Consider the following 20,643-nt stretch of genomic DNA (forward strand, 5'->3'; position numbering starts at 1 on the left):
ACAGTCGCCCGTTATGAGGCATCGAACATGTTCGACTTCTTGCTGGACGAGAAGAATTTTTCTTCGTTGAAAGAGTACATCGATTTTTTGAGCGGTCTGCCGGATGCCTTGAAGGAGATCGAGCAGTTCTCGGATGTTTTCCGCCGTTCCGGACACTTACTGCTGGCACCTCCGGATGGGCAGGCACTGACCCGGACGGCGATAGCCAATAAAAACAACTGGCGGGCCATCGTCGCAGTCGTGCCGTCACTGGGGGCGATGGGCCGCCAGTTGGTCGGGCAAACCTCCATTTTTGTCCGCGAGTTCGAGCAGGTGGCCCGGGAAACGCCGACTCGCCAATCCCTCGGCAACCTTGATCCCTCGCGTTTCACGCCGGTCAATTTTGGCCCGATGGGGAGCAATCGCACGTCAGACCTGATGCAATTGCTCGGCAACCTCGTGCTGCGGCTGGAGGAATGTGCGACGGCGGTGGCGCGGCTCAAGGCCCTGGTCGTGGACGTTTCCCAGACGATCCACAGCATTTTTGTGCGCTTCATCGACACATTGACGCTGAGGCTGTGCAGCTGTCACGGGCCGGATTCGAAGATCGAGATTTACTACGCCCTGGGGCGGGTCTGCCTGCCGAATATGCAATTCGATCCAGACGCGTATTACTCGCAGCAGCAACGCAGGGCAAAAGCCCGCGAGCATCTTGAGATGCTGCGCACGCTTTATGTGAGGGCAACGTCAGCGGGAAACAACATCGCCGACGTGTGCCATCGCATGGGCTATTTCCTGGAGCAAATGAAGGTCGAGCTCCAAGTCAATGACCGGCAGCAGAGCCTGCGGCGGGCGCAGACTTCGTTCGCGCAGTTGGCTCATCCGCTGCGGGAACTGGACGGAATGGCGCGTGCCCTGGTCGCCCTGTCTTACCGATTGGAACCATGAAAAAAGCCCGTGACATCGGTCACGGGCTTTCGGGTTTCACACTGTGGCGAATTACACGTAGTAAGACTTCAGGGGCGGGAAACCGTTGAACTCCACCGCGCTGTAGCTGGTGGTGTAGGCACCGGTCGACAACCAGTACAGACGGTCACCGATGGCCAGGTTCAGCGGCAAACCGTACTTGTAGTTTTCGTACATGATATCGGCGCTATCGCAGGTAGGGCCGGCGATGACCACTTCTTCCATCTCGCCTTTCTTCTCGGTCCAGATCGGGAATTTGATGGCTTCGTCCATGGTTTCGATCAGGCCGGAGAACTTGCCCACATCCGTGTACACCCAACGCTCGACGGCGGTGCGGGACTTGCGTGCCACCAGTACCACTTCGCTGACCAGGATGCCGGCGTTGGCGATCAACGAACGGCCCGGCTCCAGGATGATTTCCGGCAAGTCATCGCCGAAGTCTTCCTTGAGGAAACGGATGATTTCCTCGGCGTAGGTTTCCAGGCTGTTGGTGCGGGTGATGTAGTTGGCCGGGAAGCCGCCCCCCATGTTGATCAGCTTCAAGACGATGCCGTCTTCTTCTTTCAGGCGCTCGAAGATGACCTTGACCTTGGCGATCGCCGCATCCCAGACGCTGATATCGCGCTGTTGCGAACCGACGTGGAAGGAAATGCCGTACGGCACCAGGCCCAGGTCGCGGGCCAGGATCAGCAGGTCCATGGCCATGTCGGTCTGGCAGCCGAACTTGCGCGACAACGGCCAGTCAGCCGTGGTCGAGCCTTCGGTGAGGATGCGCACGTAGACTTTCGAGCCCGGCGCGGCCTTGGCGATGTTGCGCAGGTCGGCTTCGGAGTCGGTGGCGTACAGGCGCACGCCTTTTTCGTAGAAGTAGCGGATGTCCCGGGATTTCTTGATGGTGTTGCCATAGCTGATCTGGTCCGGGCCCACGCCGCGGCTCATGACCTTGTCCAGCTCATAGATCGAGGCGATGTCGAAGTTCGAGCCTTTGTCCTTGAGCAGGTCGATGATTTCCACCGCCGGGTTGGCCTTGACTGCGTAGTAGACCTTGGCGAATTCGAAACCGGCGCGCAGGTCGTCGTAGGCCTGGGAGATCATCGCGGTGTCGATCACCACGAACGGGGTTTCCTGCTTGTCGGCGAACGCTTTCATTTTCTGGAAGGTTTCGCGCGCGAAATAATCTTCGACCTGGATCGACATACTTGGGACTCCTACTGGCAAACATCAGGATCAATGGGTGTGAGGGCAAGCAGCCCCCGTGAACGTCCTCCGTATCCCCACTTTGGTTCGCCTACTTCCCAAGGCATGTCGCCGAAAGCAAAAAGGCCACGGGATGCGTGATTCCCTTGGCCTTGCTGTCTCGTCGTCAGTACTTGAGCCGGATGGATCGTTTCCAGCATGGACGTTCGGCGCGAACTGTAGGGCGTGAGGGGCCTGAGATCAACTAAAAATGTCGCGTTTTTGCACACTTCCGTCGTGCGGCCCGCGACAGCTCATGATGTAACCGACCGGTGTGACAGGTTGATGTTCAATTGGATCGGTTTTTCAGGCTGCTCAATGTGGCTTTTGCCTTTGTGGCGAGGGAGCTTGCTCCCGCTTGAGTGCGAAGCGCTCATCGCTTTTTGGGGCCGCTTCGCGCCTCAGCGGGAGCAAGCTCCCTGGCCACAGGTCCCAGGCTACCTTCCAGAGTGCGGGAGCTATCAGAAGTCAGGCAGAGGCTGCGTCGGCCGGCGAGACAATACTGGTCTTGCCGCCCCGAGACTTACCGGAGCTCAGGTACTCGGCAATCGATTCCTGGGTCACCTCGCCGAGGAACACCCGCTCGGCGTCCATCACCGGCAGCCACGAGCGGTTGAATTCGTACATGCGCGACAGCAGGATCCGCAGGTGTTCGTCGTAGGCCGCGGTGGCGTTGAACTCACGCAGGAATTGCGCGCAGGTGCCGGTCTGGCGGTACAGGTCGCGACGGCGCACGTAACCCAGGGCCTTGTTCTCGGCGCAGGTGACCACCACGTAGCGACGGTCATGTTCGTCCATCAGTTCCAGTGCTTCGGCCACCGGCGTTTCGGGGCTGACCGACGGGGCGTTGTCTGCCGCGTCTTCGGCCTTGACCAGCAGCAAGCGCTTGAGCGTGCTGTCCTGGCCGACGAAGTTGCTGACGAACTCATCCGCCGGATGCGCCAGCAGCGTGTCCGGGTGGTCGCACTGGATCAGCTTGCCGGCGCGGAAGATTGCAATCTTGTCTCCCAACTTGATGGCTTCGTCGATGTCATGGCTGACCATGATCACGGTCTTGTTCAGCGCCCGTTGCATCTCGAAGAACTCGTTCTGGATCATCTCGCGGTTGATCGGGTCCACCGCACCAAAGGGTTCGTCCATCAACAACAGCGGCGCATCGGCCGCCAACGCACGGATCACGCCGATCCGTTGCTGCTGGCCGCCCGACAATTCACGGGGGTAGCGATGCAGATACTGCTTGGGTTCGAGCTTGATCATGCTCATCAGCTCGCGGGCGCGGTCGTGGCATTTCTGCTTGTCCCAACCCAGCAGGCGCGGCACGACGGTGATGTTCTCCTCGATGGTCATGTTCGGGAACAGGCCGATCTGCTGGATCACGTAGCCAATGTTGCGGCGCAGGGTCACTTCGTCCAGGCCGGTGGTGTCCTCGCCATTGATCAAGACCTTGCCCGAGGTCGGCGGGATCAGGCGATTGATCATCTTCAGCGTGGTGCTCTTGCCGCAGCCCGACGGCCCGAGGAACACGCAGATTTCGCCTTCGTTGACGGTCAGGTTCACCGAGTCCACGGCCTTGACGTCTTTGCCGTTGCTCTTGAAGGTTTTGCTGAGGTTTTGAAGTTCGATCATTTGAGGAGTCCTTTTGGGGTCAGCGAGCGTTGCAGCCATTGCAGAAGCAGGTCGGCGGCAATGGCCAGGAGGCTGACCAGCACGGCGCCGACGATCAGCATCGACATGTCGCTGCGGCTGATGGAAGCGAGGATGAGCACGCCCAGGCCACCGGCACCGATGGTGGCAGCGATGGTCATGACGCCGATGTTCATGACCACGGCGGTGCGCACGCCGGCCAGGATCACCGGCACGGCGATAGGCAGCTCGACCATGCGCAGGCGCTGGCCGAAGGTCATGCCGATGCCGCGTGCGGCTTCACGGATGCCCGGCTCGACGCCGGTCAGGGCCAGGTAGGTGTTTCGCATGATCGGCAGCAGGGAATAAAGGAACACGGCGGTAATCGCCGGCATCGGGCCCAGGCCCTGGCCGAACTTGGAATAGAACGGCAACAACAGGCCGAACAGTGCTATCGACGGAATCGTCAGCAGCACCGTGGCGCTGGCCTGCAGCGGGCCGGCAAGCGCTGGAAAACGGGTCATGAAGATACCCAGTGGTACGCCGGCCACGATCGCCAGCGTCACGGCGATGCCCACCAGGGTGATGTGCTGCCAGGTCAGGTGGAGCACCAGCGGCCAGTCCAGATGGGAAAAGGCGTCAAGAAAATCCATGGCTTTTCCTCCAGGTCATTGGGTTGAGAGCAGGGAGTGCTGGCGCAGGAAATCGGCGGCAACGGTGGAAGGGCTTTCATGATTGACGTCCACGCGGGCATTGAGCTGACGCATGGTTTCGTCATCGAACAGCTCGGCCAGGGGCTTGAGCTGCGCGGCCAGTTGCGGGTGCGCGTCGAGGAACGCCTGGCGCACCACCGGCGCGGCGGTGTAGTCGGGGAAGTAATGCTTGTCGTCTTCCAGCAGTTTCAACTTGAAAGCGTTCAGCCGGCCGTCAGTGGTGTACACCAGACCGGCGAATACCTGGGCGTTGCGCAGGGCCGTGTAGACCAGGCCGGCGTCCATTTGCCGGATATTCTTGCGGGTCAGGTTCATGCCGTACTGCTTGACCATGCCCGCCAGGCCGTCGGAGCGGTTGGCGAATTCGGTGTCCAGGGCCACCAGGTGATTGTCATCGGCTTCGGCTTGCAGCACCGCGTTCAACTGGCTGATGGAATTGATCTGCGGATATTTCTGCGCGACTTTCTCCGGCAGGGCCAGGGCGTAGGTGTTGCTGAATTTCGACGGCGTCAGCCAGACCAGGCCTTTTTTCGCGTCTAGTTCTTTCACCCGGGCGTAGGACTGGGCGCTGTCGAGTTTCTCGGTGACATGGTTATAGGACACCAGCGACACGCCGGTGTATTCCCAGAGCAGGTCCAGTTGCCCGGTTTCATGGGCACTGCGGGCCAGGTTGCTGCCCAGGCCGCCAGTGATCTGCGCGTCGTAGCCCTTGCTGCGCAGGTATTGCGCGGTGATTTCCGCCAGCAAGGTCTGTTCGGTGAACACCCGGGCGCCAAGGCGGATCAGGGGGTTTTCAGCGGCTTGGGCGAACCCAGCGAACAGCAGGACGCAGCCCAGTATCAAACTCAACTTCTTCATAACGATTCCTTTATCCAGCCTGGCTTATGACGGTCGCAGACCGCGTTCCAGCCAGAGGCGGCTGGCCAGTGTCACCAGGCCGTCGAGCAGCAATGCCAGCAGCGCGGTGCAGGCTGCGCCGAGCAGCAGCTGCGGCTGGTTGTTCAAGGCAATGCCGGGGAAGATCAGGCTGCCGAGGCTGTTGGCACCGATCAAAAAGGCCAACGGCGCGGTTCCGACGTTGATCGCCAAGGCCACGCGCACGCCACCGACAATGATGGGAACGGCGTTGGGCAGCTCGACTTTCCACAGCACCTGGCGCGGGGTCATGCCAATGCCGACGGCGGCTTCCTTGAGAGAGCCCTGGACGTTTTTCAAACCTTCGTAGGTGTTGCGCACGATGGGCAACAGCGAGGCGAGGAACAGGGCAAAGATGGCCGGCCCGCTGCCGATGCCGAGGATGCCCAGGGCGATGGCCAATACGGCCAGAGGCGGCACGGTATTGCCGATGTTGAACACTTGCATGAAGCGTTCGGCGCGCCCGACCATGCCGGGGCGGCTGAGGGCGATGCCGGCCGGGATGCCCACGATCAGGGCTGCGAGCATGGAAACGATGACAAGCATCAGGTGCGCTTGCAGGTAAAACAGCAGGTCGTCGCGGTAACGTTGGATCGTATCGATGCCGATCCAGTGGACCAACAGGGCCAGGAGGGCGACGACGACCGCACCCCCGATAAGCCCTTTGCCATAGCGGATAGCCACAGGCGGACTCCTTTGTCTTTTTAGTCGGCGCACGCTTTCCCGGGCGGCAAACCATCACGGGTTGCCGGGAAAACGTTCGCGAGAAGCAGCTCTTTTCAATGCCGTTAAACGGCACGCAGATCGAGCCATGAGCGCAGCCCCGTCAGGCTAACTTGCTGATTTTCCAGACCCTGACAGGTATTCGCATCAGGGGGGTGGACGCCTCCACGTCGTAAAAGGTTCCCCTATCAGGCAGCATTTGGCCACCCTGGATGTGCTCAACGGTTCGGTTCCTGGCACAAGTTGGGCTATAATCGCCGCCCTTTTTTGAATCACCTGCCAGGCGATTTCCCATGACCAAACAGGCCGCCGAAGTCGCGAAACGCCGCACTTTCGCCATTATTTCCCACCCCGATGCCGGTAAGACCACCATCACCGAGAAGCTCTTGCTGATGGGCAAGGCGATTGCGGTCGCCGGCACGGTGAAATCTCGCAAGTCCGACCGCCATGCCACCTCCGACTGGATGGAAATGGAAAAACAACGGGGTATCTCGATTACCACGTCGGTCATGCAGTTCCCGTATCGCGATCACATGATCAACCTGCTCGACACCCCGGGCCACGAAGACTTCTCCGAAGACACTTACCGCACCCTGACCGCGGTGGACTCGGCATTGATGGTTCTCGACGGTGGTAAGGGCGTCGAGCCACGGACCATCGCGCTGATGGACGTCTGCCGTTTGCGGGACACGCCGATTGTCAGCTTCATCAACAAACTCGACCGCGACATCCGCGACCCGATCGAACTGCTTGACGAGATCGAAGCGGTCCTGAAGATCAAGGCCGCGCCGATCACCTGGCCGATCGGCTGCTACCGCGACTTCAAGGGCGTGTACCACCTGGCCGACGACTACATCATTGTCTATACCGCCGGTCACGGGCATGAGCGCACCGAAGTCAAGATCATCGAGAAGCTCGATTCCGATGAGGCCCGCGCCCATCTGGGTGACGAGTACGACCGCTTTGTCGACCAATTGGAGCTGGTGCAGGGCGCCTGCCATGAGTTCAACCAGCAGGAGTTCCTCGACGGCCAACTGACTCCGGTGTTCTTCGGTACCGCGTTGGGCAACTTCGGCGTGGACCATGTGCTCGACGCCGTGGTCGATTGGGCCCCGCGCCCGTTGGCTCGTGTTGCCAACGAACGTACCGTGGAGCCGGTGGAAGAAAAGTTCTCGGGTTTTGTCTTCAAGATCCAGGCGAACATGGACCCCAAGCACCGCGACCGTATCGCCTTCATGCGCATCTGCTCCGGCAAATACGAAAAAGGCATGAAGATGCGCCACGTGCGCACCGGCAAGGACGTGCGCATCGGCGACGCCCTGACCTTCTTCTCCTCGGAACGCGAGCAACTGGAAGAAGCCTTCGCCGGTGACATCATCGGCCTGCACAACCACGGCACTATCCAGATCGGCGACACCTTCACCGAAGGCGAAGCCCTGGGCTTTACCGGCATCCCGCACTTCGCCCCGGAACTGTTCCGTCGCGTGCGCTTGAAAGATCCGCTCAAATCCAAACAACTGCGCCAAGGTTTGCAGCAATTGGCCGAAGAGGGCGCCACCCAGGTGTTCTTCCCGACCCGCAGCAACGACATCATCCTCGGTGCCGTCGGTGTGCTGCAGTTCGACGTGGTCGCCAGCCGCTTGAAAGAGGAATACAAGGTCGAGTGCTCCTACGAGCCGATCACCGTGTACTCCGCCCGTTGGGTCGATTGCGGCGACAAGAAGAAACTCGAGGAATTTTCCAACAAGGCCGTGGAAAACCTGGCGATGGACGGTGGCGGTCACCTGACCTACCTGGCCCCGACCCGGGTCAACCTGGCGCTGATGGAAGAGCGCTGGCCGGATGTGAAATTCCGTGCGACGCGTGAGCATCATTAAGCGTTGAGTGTCACCCCAAACCCCGTTGCGAAAGCTGCGGGGTTTTTTATTTCTACCTCGTTCCCACGGGGGAGTTATGTGGGCGCTGCATTTGGGGGCACCTCCACAGGGGACTTATGTTTGGCGCTGCATTTGTGAGCACCTTGATTTAATTTGTGGGAGCGGGCTTGCTCGCGAAAGCGGACGGTCAATCAACATTGTTGTCGACTGATATACCGTTTTCGCAAGCCCGCTCCCACAGGGTGTTATGTTGGACTGCATTTGGGGAGAGCTTCAACAAGGGATGTGGTGGCTAGTGGGTTTGGATATAAGCATTATTCAAAACCGATCTGACGGGTAGTGGCATTTCTGGCTGGATTGGAGCGTCCTATTTGATGAGCCGGTTTGTTCAAGAATTGGCTCTTGAGCGCCGCGAGTCCCTGGCTCCATCCGCGATAGAAGGAATCGGCTATGAAGATATTCTTGCGCATGCTGTTTTTGCTGAAAGTGTTGGTGGTGTTATCCCTCGGTTCCACGGCGGCCTGGGCCGAATGTGATAAGCATGAGGCGCACGCGTCGAATGCGGCGGGGGCGCACGGAGAATTGATGCTGGCTGCGTCCGATGCAGACGCGGGCGATCCAGACGATGGCGAGGATGACGACGGTTCACCGGTAGACCCACCGGATGGCGATGAGGATGAAGAAGGCGATAGCCAGACCTGATCGAGTTTTTGGCTGCTGGTTCGCAGGAATGGAATTGACACATGACCCAGTGGCGAGGGAGCTTGCTCCCGCTGGACTGCGTAGCAGGCCCAAAAGAGGGGCTGCTTCGCAGCCCAACGGGGATAAATCCCCTCACCACAAAGAGCTCTATCTGACTTTTTGCCTTATGTCTTACGCCGCGCCGTCGAGGAACCGCTCGGCGTAGTGGCACGCCACCAGGCGGTTATCGAGCGGGCGCAGGGCCGGTTCTTCGGTCTTGCAGCGCTCGGTCGCGTACGGGCAGCGCTTGTGGAAGGCGCAGCCGGACGGTGGGTTGAGCGGGTTGGGCAGTTCGCCGACGATCTTGATCTTCGGCTTGTTCGGGTCCGGGTGGATGGTCGGGGTCGCCGACAGCAGCGCCTGGGTGTACGGGTGCAGCGGGCGGCTGTAGATGGACTCGTTGGGGCCCATTTCCACCGGGCGACCGAGGTACATGACCATCACGTCGTCAGCGACGTGTTGCACCACCGCCAGGTTGTGGGAAATGAATACGTAGGCGGTGTTGAACTCCTGCTGCAAATCCATGAACAGGTTCAGCACCTGGGCCTGAATCGACACGTCCAGCGCCGATGTCGGTTCGTCCGCCACCAGCACCTTGGGTTGCAGCATCATGGCCCGAGCCAGGGCGATGCGCTGGCGCTGGCCGCCGGAGAACATGTGCGGGTAGCGCTGGTAGTGCTCGGGGCGCAACCCCACCTGCTTCATCATTGCCTGGACTTTCTCGCGCCGCTCGGTGGCCGACAGGCTGGTGTTGATCAGCAACGGCTCGCCCAGTTGATCACCGATTTTCTGCCGTGGATTGAGGGACGCGTAAGGGCTCTGGAAGACCATCTGCACGTCTTTGCGCAATTGCTTGCGTTCGGCCTTGTTGGCGCCGGCGACTTCCTGGCCGGCGATTTTCAAGGAGCCGGAGGACGGCTCTTCAATCAGCGTCAGAGCTCGGGCCAGGGTGGATTTGCCACAACCGGATTCACCGACCACGGCCAGGGTCTTGCCAGCTTCGAGTTCGAACGACACACCATTGAGGGCGCGCACGGTCGCGTGACCCTTGAACATGCCACGGGACACTTCGTAATGACGGGTCAGGTCACGGGCGGTAAGTACGACGGCCATCACGCCACCTCCTGGTTCAACGGGTAGAAGCAGCGGGCGAGGCTGTTGGATTTTGGATCGAGGGCAGGACGCTCCTGTCGGCAGTTATCGCGCACGTACGGGCAACGCGGCGACAGCAGGCAGCCCTGTGGACGGTCATAGCGACCGGGCACGATGCCCGGCAACGTCGCCAGGCGCTCGGCGCCCATGCTGTGTTCCGGAATCGCCGCCAGCAACGCTTCGCTGTACGGGTGGGCCGGAATGTCGAACAGCTCGGGCACCTGACCCACTTCGACCGCTTGACCGGCATACATCACGCACACGCGCTGGGCGGTTTCAGCCACCACGGCCAGGTCATGGGTGATCAGCACGAGGCCCATGTCCTGCTCTTTTTGCAGGGCCAACAGCAGGTCCATGATCTGCGCCTGGATGGTCACGTCCAGGGCGGTGGTCGGTTCGTCGGCGATCAGCAGCTTCGGCTCGCCGGCAATCGCCATGGCAATCGCCACACGCTGGCTCATGCCGCCGGACAGTTGATGCGGGTAAGCGTCCATGCGACTGGAAGCGCCGGGGATCTCGACTTTTTCCAGCAATTCGATGGCGCGCTTGCGGGCGGCCTTGCCGGACAACTTCAAATGCAGGCGCAGCACTTCTTCTATCTGGAAACCCACGGTGTAGCTGGGGTTGAGCGCGGTCATCGGGTCCTGGAACACCATCGCCAGGTCCTTGCCGACGATCTGCCGACGCTGGCGATTGCTCAGCTTGAGCATGTTCTTGCCGTCGAAGTTCAGCGCGTCGGCGGTGACGATGCCGGGGTGCTCGATCAGCCCCATCAGCGCCATCATGGTCACGGATTTACCCGAGCCCGATTCGCCGACAATGGCCAGGACTTCGCCTTTTTCCACGGTCAGGTCGAGGCCGTCGACCACCGGCACAGCGGTGGCATCGCCGAAGCGGACGTTGAGATTCTTGATTTCTAGCAGTGACATGGGAATCTCCTCAGGCGGCATTCTTGAGTTTCGGGTCCAGCGCATCGCGCAGCCCGTCGCCCATCAGGTTGATTGCCAGCACGCTGAGCAAAATGGTCAGGCCAGGCAGGCTCACTACCCACCAGGCGCGTTCGATGTAGTCGCGGGCCGAGGCCAGCATGGTGCCCCACTCCGGGGTGGGCGGCTGCACGCCGAGGCCGAGGAAGCCCAGGGCGGCGGCGTCGAGGATGGCCGAGGAAAAGCTCAGGGTCGCCTGGACGATCAGCGGCGCCATGCAGTTGGGCAGCACGGTGATGAACATCAGGCGCGGCAGGCCGGCACCGGCCAGGCGCGCGGCGGTCACGTAGTCGCGGTTCAGCTCGCCCATCACGGCGGCGCGGGTCAGGCGCACGTAGGACGGCAGCGAGACGATGGCGATGGCGATCACGGTGTTGATCAGGCCAGGGCCGAGGATGGCGACAATCGCCACGGCCAGCAGCAGCGAAGGCAGGGCGAGCATGATGTCCATCAGGCGCATGATGGTCGGCCCGAGGATGCGCGGGAAGAACCCGGCGAACAGCCCCAGCAGGATGCCCGGGATCAGCGACATCACCACCGACGACAAGCCGATCAGCAGCGACAGGCGCGAGCCTTGGATCAGGCGCGACAGCAGATCGCGGCCCAGTTCGTCGGTGCCCAGCAAAAATTGCATCTGCCCGCCTTCGAGCCAGGCCGGCGGCGTCAGCAGGAAGTCGCGGTATTGCTCGCTCGGGTCATGGGGTGCGACCCACGGCGCGAAGAGCGCGCAGAACACCACCAGCATCATAAACAACAGCCCGGCCACGGCGCCCTTGTTGCGGGAAAACGCCTGCCAGAATTCTTTGTACGGGGACGGGTACAGCAGGCTTTGATCGACTGCTACCGCGGTAGTTGGAGTACTCATGGTCTTGATCTCAGCGCTGATGACGGATGCGTGGGTTGGCAAAGCCGTAGAGGATGTCCACGACGAAGTTGACCAGAATCACCAGGCAGGCGATTAACAGGATGCCGTTCTGCACCACGGGATAATCCCGGGCGCCGATGGCTTCGATCAGCCACTTGCCGATGCCTGGCCAGGAGAAGATCGTTTCGGTCAGGACCGCACCGGCCAGCAAGGTGCCGACTTGCAGGCCGACCACGGTCAGCACCGGGATCAGCGCGTTGCGCAGGCCATGCACGAACACCACGCGCGACGGCGACAGGCCCTTGGCCTTGGCGGTGCGGATATAGTCCTCGCGCAGCACTTCGAGCATCGAGGAGCGGGTCATGCGGGCGATCACCGCCAGCGGAATGGTGCCCAGTACGATGGCCGGCAGGATCAGGTGATGCAGGGCATCGAGGAACGCGCCCGGTTCATCGGCCAGCAGCGTGTCGATCAGCATGAAGCCGGTTTTCGGCTCGATGTCGTAGAGCAGGTCGATCCGCCCCGATACCGGGGTCCAGCCCAGGGACACCGAGAAGAACATGATCAGGATCAGGCCCCACCAGAAGATCGGCATCGAATACCCCGCCAGGGAGATGCCCATCACCCCATGGTCGAACAGGGACCCTCGCTTGAGTGCCGCGATCACCCCGGCCAGCAGTCCCAGGATACCGGCGAACAACAGGGCGGCCATGGACAGTTCCAGGGTCGCGGGAAACAGGGAGCTGAACTCGCTCCATACACTTTCACGGGTACGCAGCGATTCGCCGAGATCACCGTGGGCCAGTTTGCCGATGTAGTCCAAGTACTGGGCATACAGCGGTTTATTGAGGCCAAGGCGTTCCATTGCCTGAGCATGCATTTCGGGATCGACCCGACGTTCGCCCATCATCACTTCCACGGGGTCGCCGGGGATCATGCGAATCAACGCGAAGGTCAGCAGGGTGATGCCGAAGAACGTAGGGATCAACAATCCCAATCGGCGGGCAATAAAACTAAACATCTTCAGGTGTACCTCATCAGCCGGTTAGGCGTGCCCGGCCACTCTTGGCGTCAAGAGCGACCGGGCGTTTTCTTATCTACTTCACCTGGGTAGTGGCGAAGTTGTTGGTGGTGAGCGGGCTAATCACGTAGCCCTCTACGTTGTTGCGCATTGCCGTGAACATGCGGGTGTGGGCCATGCTGATCCACGGTTGGTCCTGGTTGAAAATGACCTGGGCTTGCTCATAGAGCTTGGTGCGCTCCTCGGGGTTCACTGTGGCGCGAGCCTGGTCGATCAGCGCCTGGAACTTCTCGTTGCACCAGCGCGCGTAGTTTTCGCCGTTCTTGGCCGCTTCGCAACTGAGCATAGGCGTCAGGAAGTTATCCGGGTCGCCGTTATCGCCCGCCCATCCGGCAGACACCATATCGTGCTCGCCGTTTTTCGCGCGCTTGAGCATTTCGCCCCATTCCATCACGCGTATATCGACCTTGATCCCGACTTTCGCCAGGTCCGATTGCATCATTTGTGCGCCGAGCATCGGGTTGGGGTTGGTCGGGCCGCCGCCGTTGCGGGTGAACAGGGTGAACACGGTGCCTTCCGGTACGCCGGCTTCCTTGAGCAACTGGCGGGCTTTATCCAGATCGCGAGTCGGGTTCTTCAGTTCGTGATTGAAGCCCAGCAGGGTCGGTGGGTACGGGTTGACCGCCACGGTGGCGTTGCCTTTGCCGAACAGGGCGTTGACGTAGGCTTCCTTGTCGAAGGCCAGGTCGATGGCTTTGCGCACCCGCACGTCGCTCATGTATTTGTGGCTGGTGTTCAGGGCGGTGTAGGAAACGGTCATCGCATCCAGCTCGGCGACCTTCAGGTTCGGGTCTTTCTTGATGCTGGGGATGTCATCCGGTTTCGGATACAGCGCAATTTGGCACTCGTTGGTCTTGAGTTTTTGCATGCGCACGTTGTTGTCGGTGGCGATGGCCAATACCAAGGCATCGGCTGGCGGCTTGCCACGGAAGTAATCCGGGTTGGCCTTGAAGCGCACCTGGGCGTCCTTGTTGTAGCGCTGGAAGACGAACGGGCCGGTGCCGACTGGCTTGCTGTTGAGGTCGCCGGCCTTGCCTGCCTTGAGCAACTGGTCGGCGTATTCGGCCGGGTAGATCGAAGAGAAGGCCATGGCGATGTCGGCCAGGAACGGTGCTTCGCGGCGGGTCAGAGTGAACTTGACCGTGTACTCGTCGACCTTCTCGACATTCTTCAGCAGCTCCTTGAAACCCATGCTTTCAAAGTACGGGAAGCCCACGCTCGACAGTTTGTGCCACGGGTGGTTCGGGTCCAGTTGGCGCTGGAAACTCCAGACCACGTCGTCGGCGTTCATGTCGCGGGTCGGCTTGAAGTATTCAGTTGTGTGGAACTTGACGCCTTTGCGCAGGTGGAAGGTGTACGTCAGGCCATCGTCACTGATTTCCCAGGTATCTGCCAGCGAGGGAATCACTTCGGTAGTGCCGGGCTTGAAGCCCACCAGACGATTGAAGATGGTTTCGGACACCGCGTCGCCTGTGACTGCAGTCGTGTACTGGACCATGTCGAAGCCTTCCGGGCTGGCTTCTGTGCAAACCACCAGGGGTTTGGCGGTGGCGCCAACGGCGACACTCAGCAGCGCAGCGGCGATGGCGGCGCGTAGGGGGATCATGTTCATCGTCAATCCTCTGCAATCGGTTAAATGGCAAAAACCGAACGGCCAACCTTGTGAGTCGACCGTTCGGTGGAAGGTTTAGAGAATGTTGAACGGGATGGTGGTGACCAGGCGGAACTCGTTGAGGCTGCCGTCGGCCTGGTTTTCGCTCGCGCGGTGTGCGGTGTAGGTCGCACGGATCGCGGTGGCTTTCAGTGGGCCGCTCTGTACCGCATAAGATGCGCCAATGCCGTATTCGTAATGGTGCTCACCGTCCATGGCCTTCACATCGCTGTAGCCGGTGCTGTTGTAGTGAGTACCGTCGATGCCCCAGCCGCGAGCTTGGTAGATGTTGAACTTCAGGCCTGGCACGCCGTATTCGGCCATGTTCAGGCCGTAGGCGATCTGGAAGGATTTCTCGTTCGGGCCGTTGAAGTCCGACAGCAGGGAGTTGGCCAGGTAGATGCCGTTGGTTTCGTGCAGGTAGTCGAAGTACTCGTTACCGTTCACTTCCTGGTACGAGAACGTCAGGCTGTGGGCCTGGTGGGTCAGGCCGAACGACAGGGAGTAGGTGTCGTTGTCGATCTCGCCCAGCTTGCTTTTGCCCGAGTCCACGGTCTTGTAGTAGTTCAGGCCGGTGGTCAGGCTCAGCACCGAGCTGTCGCCCAATTCGTGGGTGGCGCCGAAGTAGTACTGGTTCCAGAGGTCTTCAGCCTGGGTTGCCCAGAGGCTGGTCTTCAGGCTGGCCAGAGGCTGGTATGTGATACCCGCAGTGTTGACGTGATCGGTTTCAACGCTGCTGTCGCCGTATTCGGAGCGGAACTTGCGCAGGCTTTCTTCGGTACGTGGCGAGTTGCGGTCGAACGTGGCGATGTCCAGGCCAAGGTTCTCGAACTCTTCGCTGTGCAGGCTCACACCCTGGAAGCTGGAGGGCAGGGCACGGTTGCCGATGACGTCGACCATCGGGCTGCTGTAGTTCTGGCGGCCGGCGGTCAGGGTGGTGTTCGAAACGCGGGCCTTGACGTTCGCCAGGCCCAGTTTGCTCCACTGGCCAACGGCGTCGCCGCCTTCGCGGGTCAGGGTGCGGTTGTTACCGGCGCCAGGACGGGTGGTCGGTGCGCCGCCGTTGTTGGATGCCAGGTCCTTGCGGTCCTGGTCCAGGGCGATGGCGTTGTAGGCGGCCAGTTCGGTGCTGAAACCGACGGTGCCTTCAGTGAAGCCCGAGTTGTACTTGATGATGGTGCCTTGCAGCCAGTTGATCCGGCGGTCGGTCTCGCGTGCTTCGCCGTTCTTGCGGTAGGTGAGTTTCGCACCACGCTTGAATTGTTCGTTGGCGTACCAGTTGCGAGTGGTGCCACTGATGGACTGACCTTCGATAAAGCCCTTGGCTTCGCTTTGCTCACTGCTGGTCTTGAGGGTCACGGGGGTGACCGCCTGGCTCTGGGATTCTGCGTACGCCGTCGCGGTGACGCTGCTGATGGCCAGGGCCAATAACGCGGTGCTGCTCAGTTTCATGGGTAACGCTCCTTTTCTTTCTTTTAGTGCCGGTCTTTTTTGGTGATACGGCTATTGGTTTTTACAACTCATTTAAAGATCGCAAACGTTTGCATAAAGCCTGATCGGCGAATTACGGCAAGACGTCTGCGTCAGGGCTCCAAGGGAGCCCTCGCTGCGCGGCTAAGCGGTTATGGGTTCAGGCTGACGCCCGAGAATACGTTGCGACCGAAGGGGCTGACTTTGAACCCCTCGACTTTGGCACTCAGCGGCTGGTTGACCGTCGAGTGGGCAACAGGGGTGATCGGCACTTGCTGCTTGAGCAACTGCTGCGCCTGTTTGTAGAGCACGGTGCGCTGGTCGCGGTCGGTGACGACCTTGGCCTGCTTGATCAGCTTGTCGTAATCCTGGTCGCACCACATGGAGTAGTTGTTGCCACCAATGGCGTCGCAGCTGTACAGCGTGCCCAGCCAGTTGTCCGGGTCACCGTTGTCGCCGGTCCAGCCAATCAGGCTGACGTCGTGCTCGCCGTTCTTGGTGCGCTTGATGTACTCGCCCCATTCGTAGCTGACGATCTGCACCTTCAGGCCGATCTTCGCCCAGTCGGCCTGGAGCATCTCGGCCATCAGCTTGGCGTTGGGGTTGTAGGGGCGTTGCACGGGCATGGCCCAGAGGGTGATTTCGGTGCCTTCCTTGACTCCGGCGGCCTTGAGCAACTCCTTGGCCTTTTCCGGGTTGTAGGCGGTCTCCTTGATCGTGTCGTCGTAGGACCATTGGGTCGGCGGCATGGCGTTGACCGCCAGTTGCCCGGCACCCTGGTACACGGCGTTGAGGATGCCTTGCTTGTTCACCGCCATGTCCAGCGCCCGGCGCACTTCGACCTGATCGAACGGTTTGTGACGGGTGTTATAGGCGATGTAGCCGAGGTTGAATCCAGGCTTCTCGATCAGTTGCAGCTTGGGGTCGTTCTTCAAGGCCGGCACGTCGGCCGGACGCGGATGCAGGGTGACCTGGCATTCGTTGGCCTTGAGCTTCTGTACCCGTACCGAGGCGTCGGTGTTGATGGAGAAGATCAGGTTCTTCAACTTGACCCGTTCCGGCGCCCAGTACTGCTGGTTGGCGACGTAGCGGATGTTGGAGTCTTTCTGGTAGCTCTTGAACACGAACGGACCGGTGCCTACCGGTTTCTGGTTGATGTCGGCGGCCTTGCCTTCCTTGAGCAACTGGGCGGCGTACTCGGCGGACTGGATCGAGGCGAAGCTCATGGCCATGTTCTGGATGAACGCGGCGTCGACATCCTTGAGGGTGAACTTGACGGTGTGGTCGTCGACTTTATCGATCTTGGTGATGTTGGTGTCCATCCCCATGTCGGTGAAGTACGGGAATTCGGTCGGGTACGCTTTACGGAACGGGTCATCCTTGCTGATCATGCGATTGAAGGTGAACAGCACATCGTCGGCGTTGAATTCGCGGGTCGGCTTGAAATACGGGGTGGTGTGGAACTTGACGCCTTCGCGCAGATGGAAGGTGTAGGTCAGGCCGTCGTCGGAAATATCCCACTTGGTCGCCAGGCCAGGAATCACGGCGGTGCCGCCGCGCTCGAACTGGGTCAGACGGTTGAACATGGTCTCTGCAGAGGCGTCGAAGTCGGTTCCGGTGGTGTACTGACCAGGGTCAAAACCGGCTGGGCTCCCTTCGGAGCAGAACACCAGGTTAGTCGCGGCTTGGGCGAAAGGTGCGCTGGCTAATAAGCTCGCGCCGACTAAAAACGGAATGACCGCTTGTTTAAGCATGTTGGCCTCATGATTTGTTGTCATTTTTGGATTTGAGGGCGACCTCGTGAGTCGTCCTGCGGATACTTATGCAGGCCCCATACCCAATGCAAGATCCAGAGCGGTCACAAGTCCGAAACAGTGGCACGAACGTACCTTAATGTCGCATCTGTGTAACTTCTGACGCATTTGATCGTTTGCGGGTGTTTTTTTGGCGTCAAAAGCGCCCTCTGCCGGTGCGCCGTAAAATGGTGGCGCACCGGTTTGGCGCGGGTGTTACTTCGTCAAACCCACGCCGTAGAAGGGTGTAAGGCCAAACGGGCTGAGTTTGAAATCCACCACTTGCCTGTTTATCGGTTGGAAGACCGTGGAGTTGGCGATGGGGGTGATGGGCACCTGTTGCTTGAGGATTTTCTGCGCTTGTCGATACAAATCGATCCGTTGCTGGCGGTCGGTCGAGACCTTGGCCTGCTGGATCAACTGGTCATACGCCGGATCGCACCACTTGGCGTAGTTGCTGCCCTTGACCGCCGCGCAGCTGTACAACACCCCCAGCCAGTTGTCCGGATCGCCGTTGTCGCCGGTCCAGCCGTAAATCATTGCGTCGTGCTCGCCATTTTTTGCGCGCTTGATGTACTCGCCCCATTCATAGCTGACGATGTTGGCCTTGATCCCGATCTTGGCCCAGTCCTGCTGGATCATCTGCGCAGACATTCGCGCATTGGGATTGGACGCGCGCTGCACCGTCATCGCCCATAAATTGATGGTGGTACCGGGCGCAACCCCGGCCTCCGTGAGTAGCGCCTTGGCCTTGGTCACGTCATGGGGTGCGTCCTGGATGGACGGGTCGAATGACCACTGCGCCGGCGGCAAGGCGTTTTGCGCCAGTTGCCCGGCGCTCTGGTACACGGCCTTGATGATTGCCGGCTTGTCGATGGCCATGTCCAGCGCCTGGCGCACCTTGAGCTGATCCAGCGGCGGGTGCGTCACGTTGTAGGCGAGGAAGCCCAGGTTGAAGCCGGGCTGCTTGAGCACCTGCAGGTTCGGGTCCTGCTCGATCAATTCGATGTCGACCGGGCGCGGATAGCCGCTGACCTGGCATTCACCGCGCTTGAGCTTTTGCAGGCGCACGGCGGCGTCCGGGGTGATGGAGAAAATCAGGTTGTCCAGCTTCACGTCCTCGGGTTTCCAGTACGCGGTGTTGCCGGCGTAGCGGATTTGCGAGTCCTTCTGGTAGCGCTTGAACACGAACGGCCCGGTGCCGATGGGTTTCTGGTTAAGGTCGCCGGCCTTGCCTTCCTTCAGCAACTGCGCCGCGTATTCGGCGGACTGCACGGAGGCAAAACTCATCGCCAGGTTCTGCACGAAGGCGGCGTCGACGTTGTTCAAGTTGAAACGCACGGTGTGCTCGTCGACTTTTTCGACGCTCTTGGTCGTGGTGTTCAGGCCCATGTCGGTGAAGTACGGCGACTCGGTGGGGTAGGCCTGGCGGAACGGGTGTTGCGGGTCGAGCAGGCGCTGGAAAGTGAACAGCACGTCGTCGGCGTTGAAGTCGCGGGTTGGGGTGAAGTAGTCGGTGGTGTGGAATTTCACGCCGTCGCGCAGGTGAAAGGTGTAGACCAGGCCGTCTGGGGACACGTCCCAGCTCGTGGCCAATCCCGGTTCGACTTCGGTGCCGCCACGTTTGAATTGGGTGAGGCGGTTGAAGACGGTTTCGGCCGAGGCGTCGAAGTCGGTGCCGCTGGTGTATTGGCTGGGGTCGAACCCGGCGGGGCTGGCTTCGGAGCAGTAGACCAAGGTGGTGGCGGCTTGGGCCGTTGGGACGCTGCTGATCAGGGCGATGGCAAGTAGAAGAGGTTTGAAGGTGATCCGGTCCATGAAATCCCTTGAGGGTGGTGAGGTTTTCAGGAGAGTAGCGTTGTGGGTGGGGGTGTTGGAAATATCGAAAAGTGAGGGGGACCGTTGGGTTTGGGCATAGGCCGCTTTACGAGGCTGTGCTTCGATCCAATTGTGCGGGCTTGTTCGCGAAAGCGGCCTGACCTCCAACCTGATTTCCGCAGCTTTACCCCGATCCAACTGTGGGAGCGGGCTTGCCCGCTAAGGCGGTCTTATTGCCGACCTATTTCTTCCGGTCGTACACCGATCCATTGTGGAAGCGAGCCTGCTCGCGATGGCGGTCTGGTAGCCTGATTATGTTCTGTGGGCGGTATGTATATCCATTGCTGCGGTAACGGCGACTTAGGGGTTCGCCCTTACGGCGACTCACTTTTTTTTCAGACGCCAAAAAAAGTAAGCAAAAAAGGCTTGCCCCACCACTTGGTGCCTCGCCTGGGCTCGGCATGCCCTCACTCCGGCATTGCTTCGTGGGCCCACTCCACAATGCCTGCGTTCGGCCAGCGTGGTTAACGGGGCCCCAAAATCAAAAGCATTGGCGAGGCGGCCTTATAGCCGGCCTGTCTCCTGTGTCGTACTCCGATCCAACTGTGGGAGCGGGCTTGCCCGCGAAGGCGGTCTTATTGCCGACCTATTTCTCCCGGTCGTACACCGATCCATTGTGGGAGCGAGCCTGCTCGCGATGGCGGTCTGGTAGCCTGCTTTTGTTTTGTGGGCGGTGTGTATATCCATTGCTGCGGTAACGGCGACTTAGGGTTTCGCCCTTACGGCCAGCCCTTTCAAGGTCTTTGATAAAATCCCGCAAAACTCCAGTCAGGGTGGACGAAAGCGATGTGGGCAGAGGTTCTAGCACGGTTTGAGAAAAAAGCACCGGCCAGTGTCATGACCAGAGTGATATTGGAGCAGGCTGTTCCTGCTGAATGGGTCGATCAGGTGTTCGAAGAACACCGTCAGCGGCAGTACCCACGTGAGCTTTTGTTTTCAACCATCGTTGAACTGATGTCCCTTGTTTCATTGGGCTTGCGACCCTCGCTGCATG

16 protein-coding genes and 1 pseudogene are annotated in these 20,643 nt (G+C 60.2%); 4 read left to right on the forward strand and 13 right to left on the reverse strand.

Annotation, left to right across the window (positions count from 1 at the left end; translation table 11 throughout):
• The first annotated feature begins 27 nt into the window (after window positions 1-27).
• Entirely contained in the window at window positions 28-927 is a 900-nt protein-coding gene (locus AD663_RS03540; RefSeq protein WP_003177909.1) for a hypothetical protein, read from the forward strand.
• A 51-nt stretch (window positions 928-978) separates the two neighbouring features.
• Here AD663_RS03540 and AD663_RS03545 read toward each other — a convergent pair whose 3' ends face one another.
• The 5 genes from AD663_RS03545 to AD663_RS03565 form a co-directional block, all read right to left on the reverse strand.
• Window positions 979-2,142 (reverse strand): type III PLP-dependent enzyme, encoded by a 1,164-nt coding sequence (locus tag AD663_RS03545; RefSeq protein WP_003177910.1) that lies wholly within the window; start codon window positions 2,140-2,142, stop codon window positions 979-981.
• A gap of 507 nt (window positions 2,143-2,649) precedes the next feature.
• Window positions 2,650-3,807: a betaine/proline/choline family ABC transporter ATP-binding protein gene (locus tag AD663_RS03550; protein WP_053213294.1), complete on the reverse strand. Its 1,158-nt coding sequence runs from the start codon at window positions 3,805-3,807 to the stop codon at window positions 2,650-2,652.
• On the reverse strand, window positions 3,804-4,457 hold the full coding sequence (locus AD663_RS03555) for an ABC transporter permease (RefSeq protein WP_053213295.1): 654 nt from the start codon (window positions 4,455-4,457) through the stop codon (window positions 3,804-3,806). The genes AD663_RS03550 and AD663_RS03555 overlap by 4 nt, the downstream gene beginning before the upstream one ends.
• A gap of 15 nt (window positions 4,458-4,472) precedes the next feature.
• Window positions 4,473-5,375, reverse strand: coding sequence for a glycine betaine ABC transporter substrate-binding protein (locus AD663_RS03560; protein WP_053213296.1), 903 nt, complete (start codon window positions 5,373-5,375; stop codon window positions 4,473-4,475).
• 24 nt (window positions 5,376-5,399) lie between these two features.
• On the reverse strand, window positions 5,400-6,116 hold the full coding sequence (locus tag AD663_RS03565; RefSeq protein WP_003177918.1) for an ABC transporter permease: 717 nt from the start codon (window positions 6,114-6,116) through the stop codon (window positions 5,400-5,402).
• Between the two features lie 332 nt (window positions 6,117-6,448).
• Between AD663_RS03565 and AD663_RS03570 the strand changes: the two genes are divergently transcribed.
• Complete coding sequence (locus tag AD663_RS03570) at window positions 6,449-8,032, forward strand: peptide chain release factor 3 (protein WP_003177920.1); 1,584 nt, start codon at window positions 6,449-6,451, stop codon at window positions 8,030-8,032.
• 450 nt (window positions 8,033-8,482) lie between these two features.
• Window positions 8,483-8,734 carry a hypothetical protein gene (locus AD663_RS03575; RefSeq protein WP_053213297.1) on the forward strand — a complete coding sequence of 84 codons (252 nt, stop codon included), beginning with the start codon at window positions 8,483-8,485 and terminating at the stop codon, window positions 8,732-8,734.
• Window positions 8,735-8,905: 171 nt separating this feature from the next.
• On the opposite strand, the gene AD663_RS03580 is transcribed toward AD663_RS03575, so the two are convergent.
• The 8 genes from AD663_RS03580 to AD663_RS03615 all read right to left on the reverse strand — a co-directional run bounded on the left by AD663_RS03580 (window position 8,906) and on the right by AD663_RS03615 (window position 19,589).
• Window positions 8,906-9,886: a peptide ABC transporter ATP-binding protein gene (locus AD663_RS03580; protein ID WP_003177937.1), complete on the reverse strand. Its 981-nt coding sequence runs from the start codon at window positions 9,884-9,886 to the stop codon at window positions 8,906-8,908.
• On the reverse strand, window positions 9,886-10,854 hold the full coding sequence (locus AD663_RS03585; RefSeq protein WP_003177938.1) for an ABC transporter ATP-binding protein: 969 nt from the start codon (window positions 10,852-10,854) through the stop codon (window positions 9,886-9,888). The genes AD663_RS03580 and AD663_RS03585 overlap by 1 nt, the downstream gene beginning before the upstream one ends.
• A 10-nt stretch (window positions 10,855-10,864) precedes the next feature.
• Window positions 10,865-11,776 (reverse strand): ABC transporter permease subunit, encoded by a 912-nt coding sequence (locus AD663_RS03590; RefSeq protein WP_003177939.1) that lies wholly within the window; start codon window positions 11,774-11,776, stop codon window positions 10,865-10,867.
• Window positions 11,777-11,786: 10 nt separating this feature from the next.
• Window positions 11,787-12,797, reverse strand: coding sequence for an ABC transporter permease subunit (locus AD663_RS03595; protein WP_003177940.1), 1,011 nt, complete (start codon window positions 12,795-12,797; stop codon window positions 11,787-11,789).
• A 76-nt stretch (window positions 12,798-12,873) separates the two neighbouring features.
• Window positions 12,874-14,469 (reverse strand): ABC transporter substrate-binding protein, encoded by a 1,596-nt coding sequence (locus tag AD663_RS03600; RefSeq protein ID WP_003177942.1) that lies wholly within the window; start codon window positions 14,467-14,469, stop codon window positions 12,874-12,876.
• A 75-nt stretch (window positions 14,470-14,544) separates the two neighbouring features.
• Window positions 14,545-15,960, reverse strand: coding sequence for an OprD family porin (locus AD663_RS03605; RefSeq protein ID WP_003177944.1), 1,416 nt, complete (start codon window positions 15,958-15,960; stop codon window positions 14,545-14,547).
• A gap of 170 nt (window positions 15,961-16,130) precedes the next feature.
• On the reverse strand, window positions 16,131-17,732 hold the full coding sequence (locus AD663_RS03610; protein ID WP_053213298.1) for an ABC transporter substrate-binding protein: 1,602 nt from the start codon (window positions 17,730-17,732) through the stop codon (window positions 16,131-16,133).
• A gap of 255 nt (window positions 17,733-17,987) precedes the next feature.
• Window positions 17,988-19,589, reverse strand: a complete 1,602-nt coding sequence (locus tag AD663_RS03615; RefSeq protein ID WP_053213299.1) for an ABC transporter substrate-binding protein — start codon at window positions 19,587-19,589, stop codon at window positions 17,988-17,990.
• Between the two features lie 897 nt (window positions 19,590-20,486).
• On the opposite strand from AD663_RS03615, the pseudogene AD663_RS28860 reads away from it, so the two are divergent.
• Window positions 20,487-20,643, forward strand: a pseudogene (locus AD663_RS28860) (IS4 family transposase); the annotation flags it as partial.

Source organism: Pseudomonas sp. Q12-87, assembly GCF_001269755.1.
Classification (GTDB): Bacteria; Pseudomonadota; Gammaproteobacteria; order Pseudomonadales; family Pseudomonadaceae; genus Aquipseudomonas; species Aquipseudomonas fluorescens_S.

Bases quoted from the DNA above. Each gene is read 5' to 3' on its own strand.
- AD663_RS03610 (WP_053213298.1), bottom strand. From the start codon at position 17,732: ATGCTTAAACAAGCGGTCATTCCGTTTTTAGTCGGCGCGAGCTTATTA.
- AD663_RS03595 (WP_003177940.1), bottom strand. From the start codon at position 12,797: ATGTTTAGTTTTATTGCCCGCCGATTGGGATTGTTGATCCCTACGTTC.
- AD663_RS03540 (WP_003177909.1), top strand. From the start codon at position 28: ATGTTCGACTTCTTGCTGGACGAGAAGAATTTTTCTTCGTTGAAAGAG.
- AD663_RS03600 (WP_003177942.1), bottom strand. From the start codon at position 14,469: ATGAACATGATCCCCCTACGCGCCGCCATCGCCGCTGCGCTGCTGAGT.
- AD663_RS03590 (WP_003177939.1), bottom strand. From the start codon at position 11,776: ATGAGTACTCCAACTACCGCGGTAGCAGTCGATCAAAGCCTGCTGTAC.
- AD663_RS03545 (WP_003177910.1), bottom strand. From the start codon at position 2,142: ATGTCGATCCAGGTCGAAGATTATTTCGCGCGCGAAACCTTCCAGAAA.
- AD663_RS03580 (WP_003177937.1), bottom strand. From the start codon at position 9,886: ATGGCCGTCGTACTTACCGCCCGTGACCTGACCCGTCATTACGAAGTG.
- AD663_RS03605 (WP_003177944.1), bottom strand. From the start codon at position 15,960: ATGAAACTGAGCAGCACCGCGTTATTGGCCCTGGCCATCAGCAGCGTC.
- AD663_RS03550 (WP_053213294.1), bottom strand. From the start codon at position 3,807: ATGATCGAACTTCAAAACCTCAGCAAAACCTTCAAGAGCAACGGCAAA.
- AD663_RS03575 (WP_053213297.1), top strand. From the start codon at position 8,483: ATGAAGATATTCTTGCGCATGCTGTTTTTGCTGAAAGTGTTGGTGGTG.
- AD663_RS03560 (WP_053213296.1), bottom strand. From the start codon at position 5,375: ATGAAGAAGTTGAGTTTGATACTGGGCTGCGTCCTGCTGTTCGCTGGG.
- AD663_RS03585 (WP_003177938.1), bottom strand. From the start codon at position 10,854: ATGTCACTGCTAGAAATCAAGAATCTCAACGTCCGCTTCGGCGATGCC.
- AD663_RS03615 (WP_053213299.1), bottom strand. From the start codon at position 19,589: ATGGACCGGATCACCTTCAAACCTCTTCTACTTGCCATCGCCCTGATC.
- AD663_RS03555 (WP_053213295.1), bottom strand. From the start codon at position 4,457: ATGGATTTTCTTGACGCCTTTTCCCATCTGGACTGGCCGCTGGTGCTC.
- AD663_RS03570 (WP_003177920.1), top strand. From the start codon at position 6,449: ATGACCAAACAGGCCGCCGAAGTCGCGAAACGCCGCACTTTCGCCATT.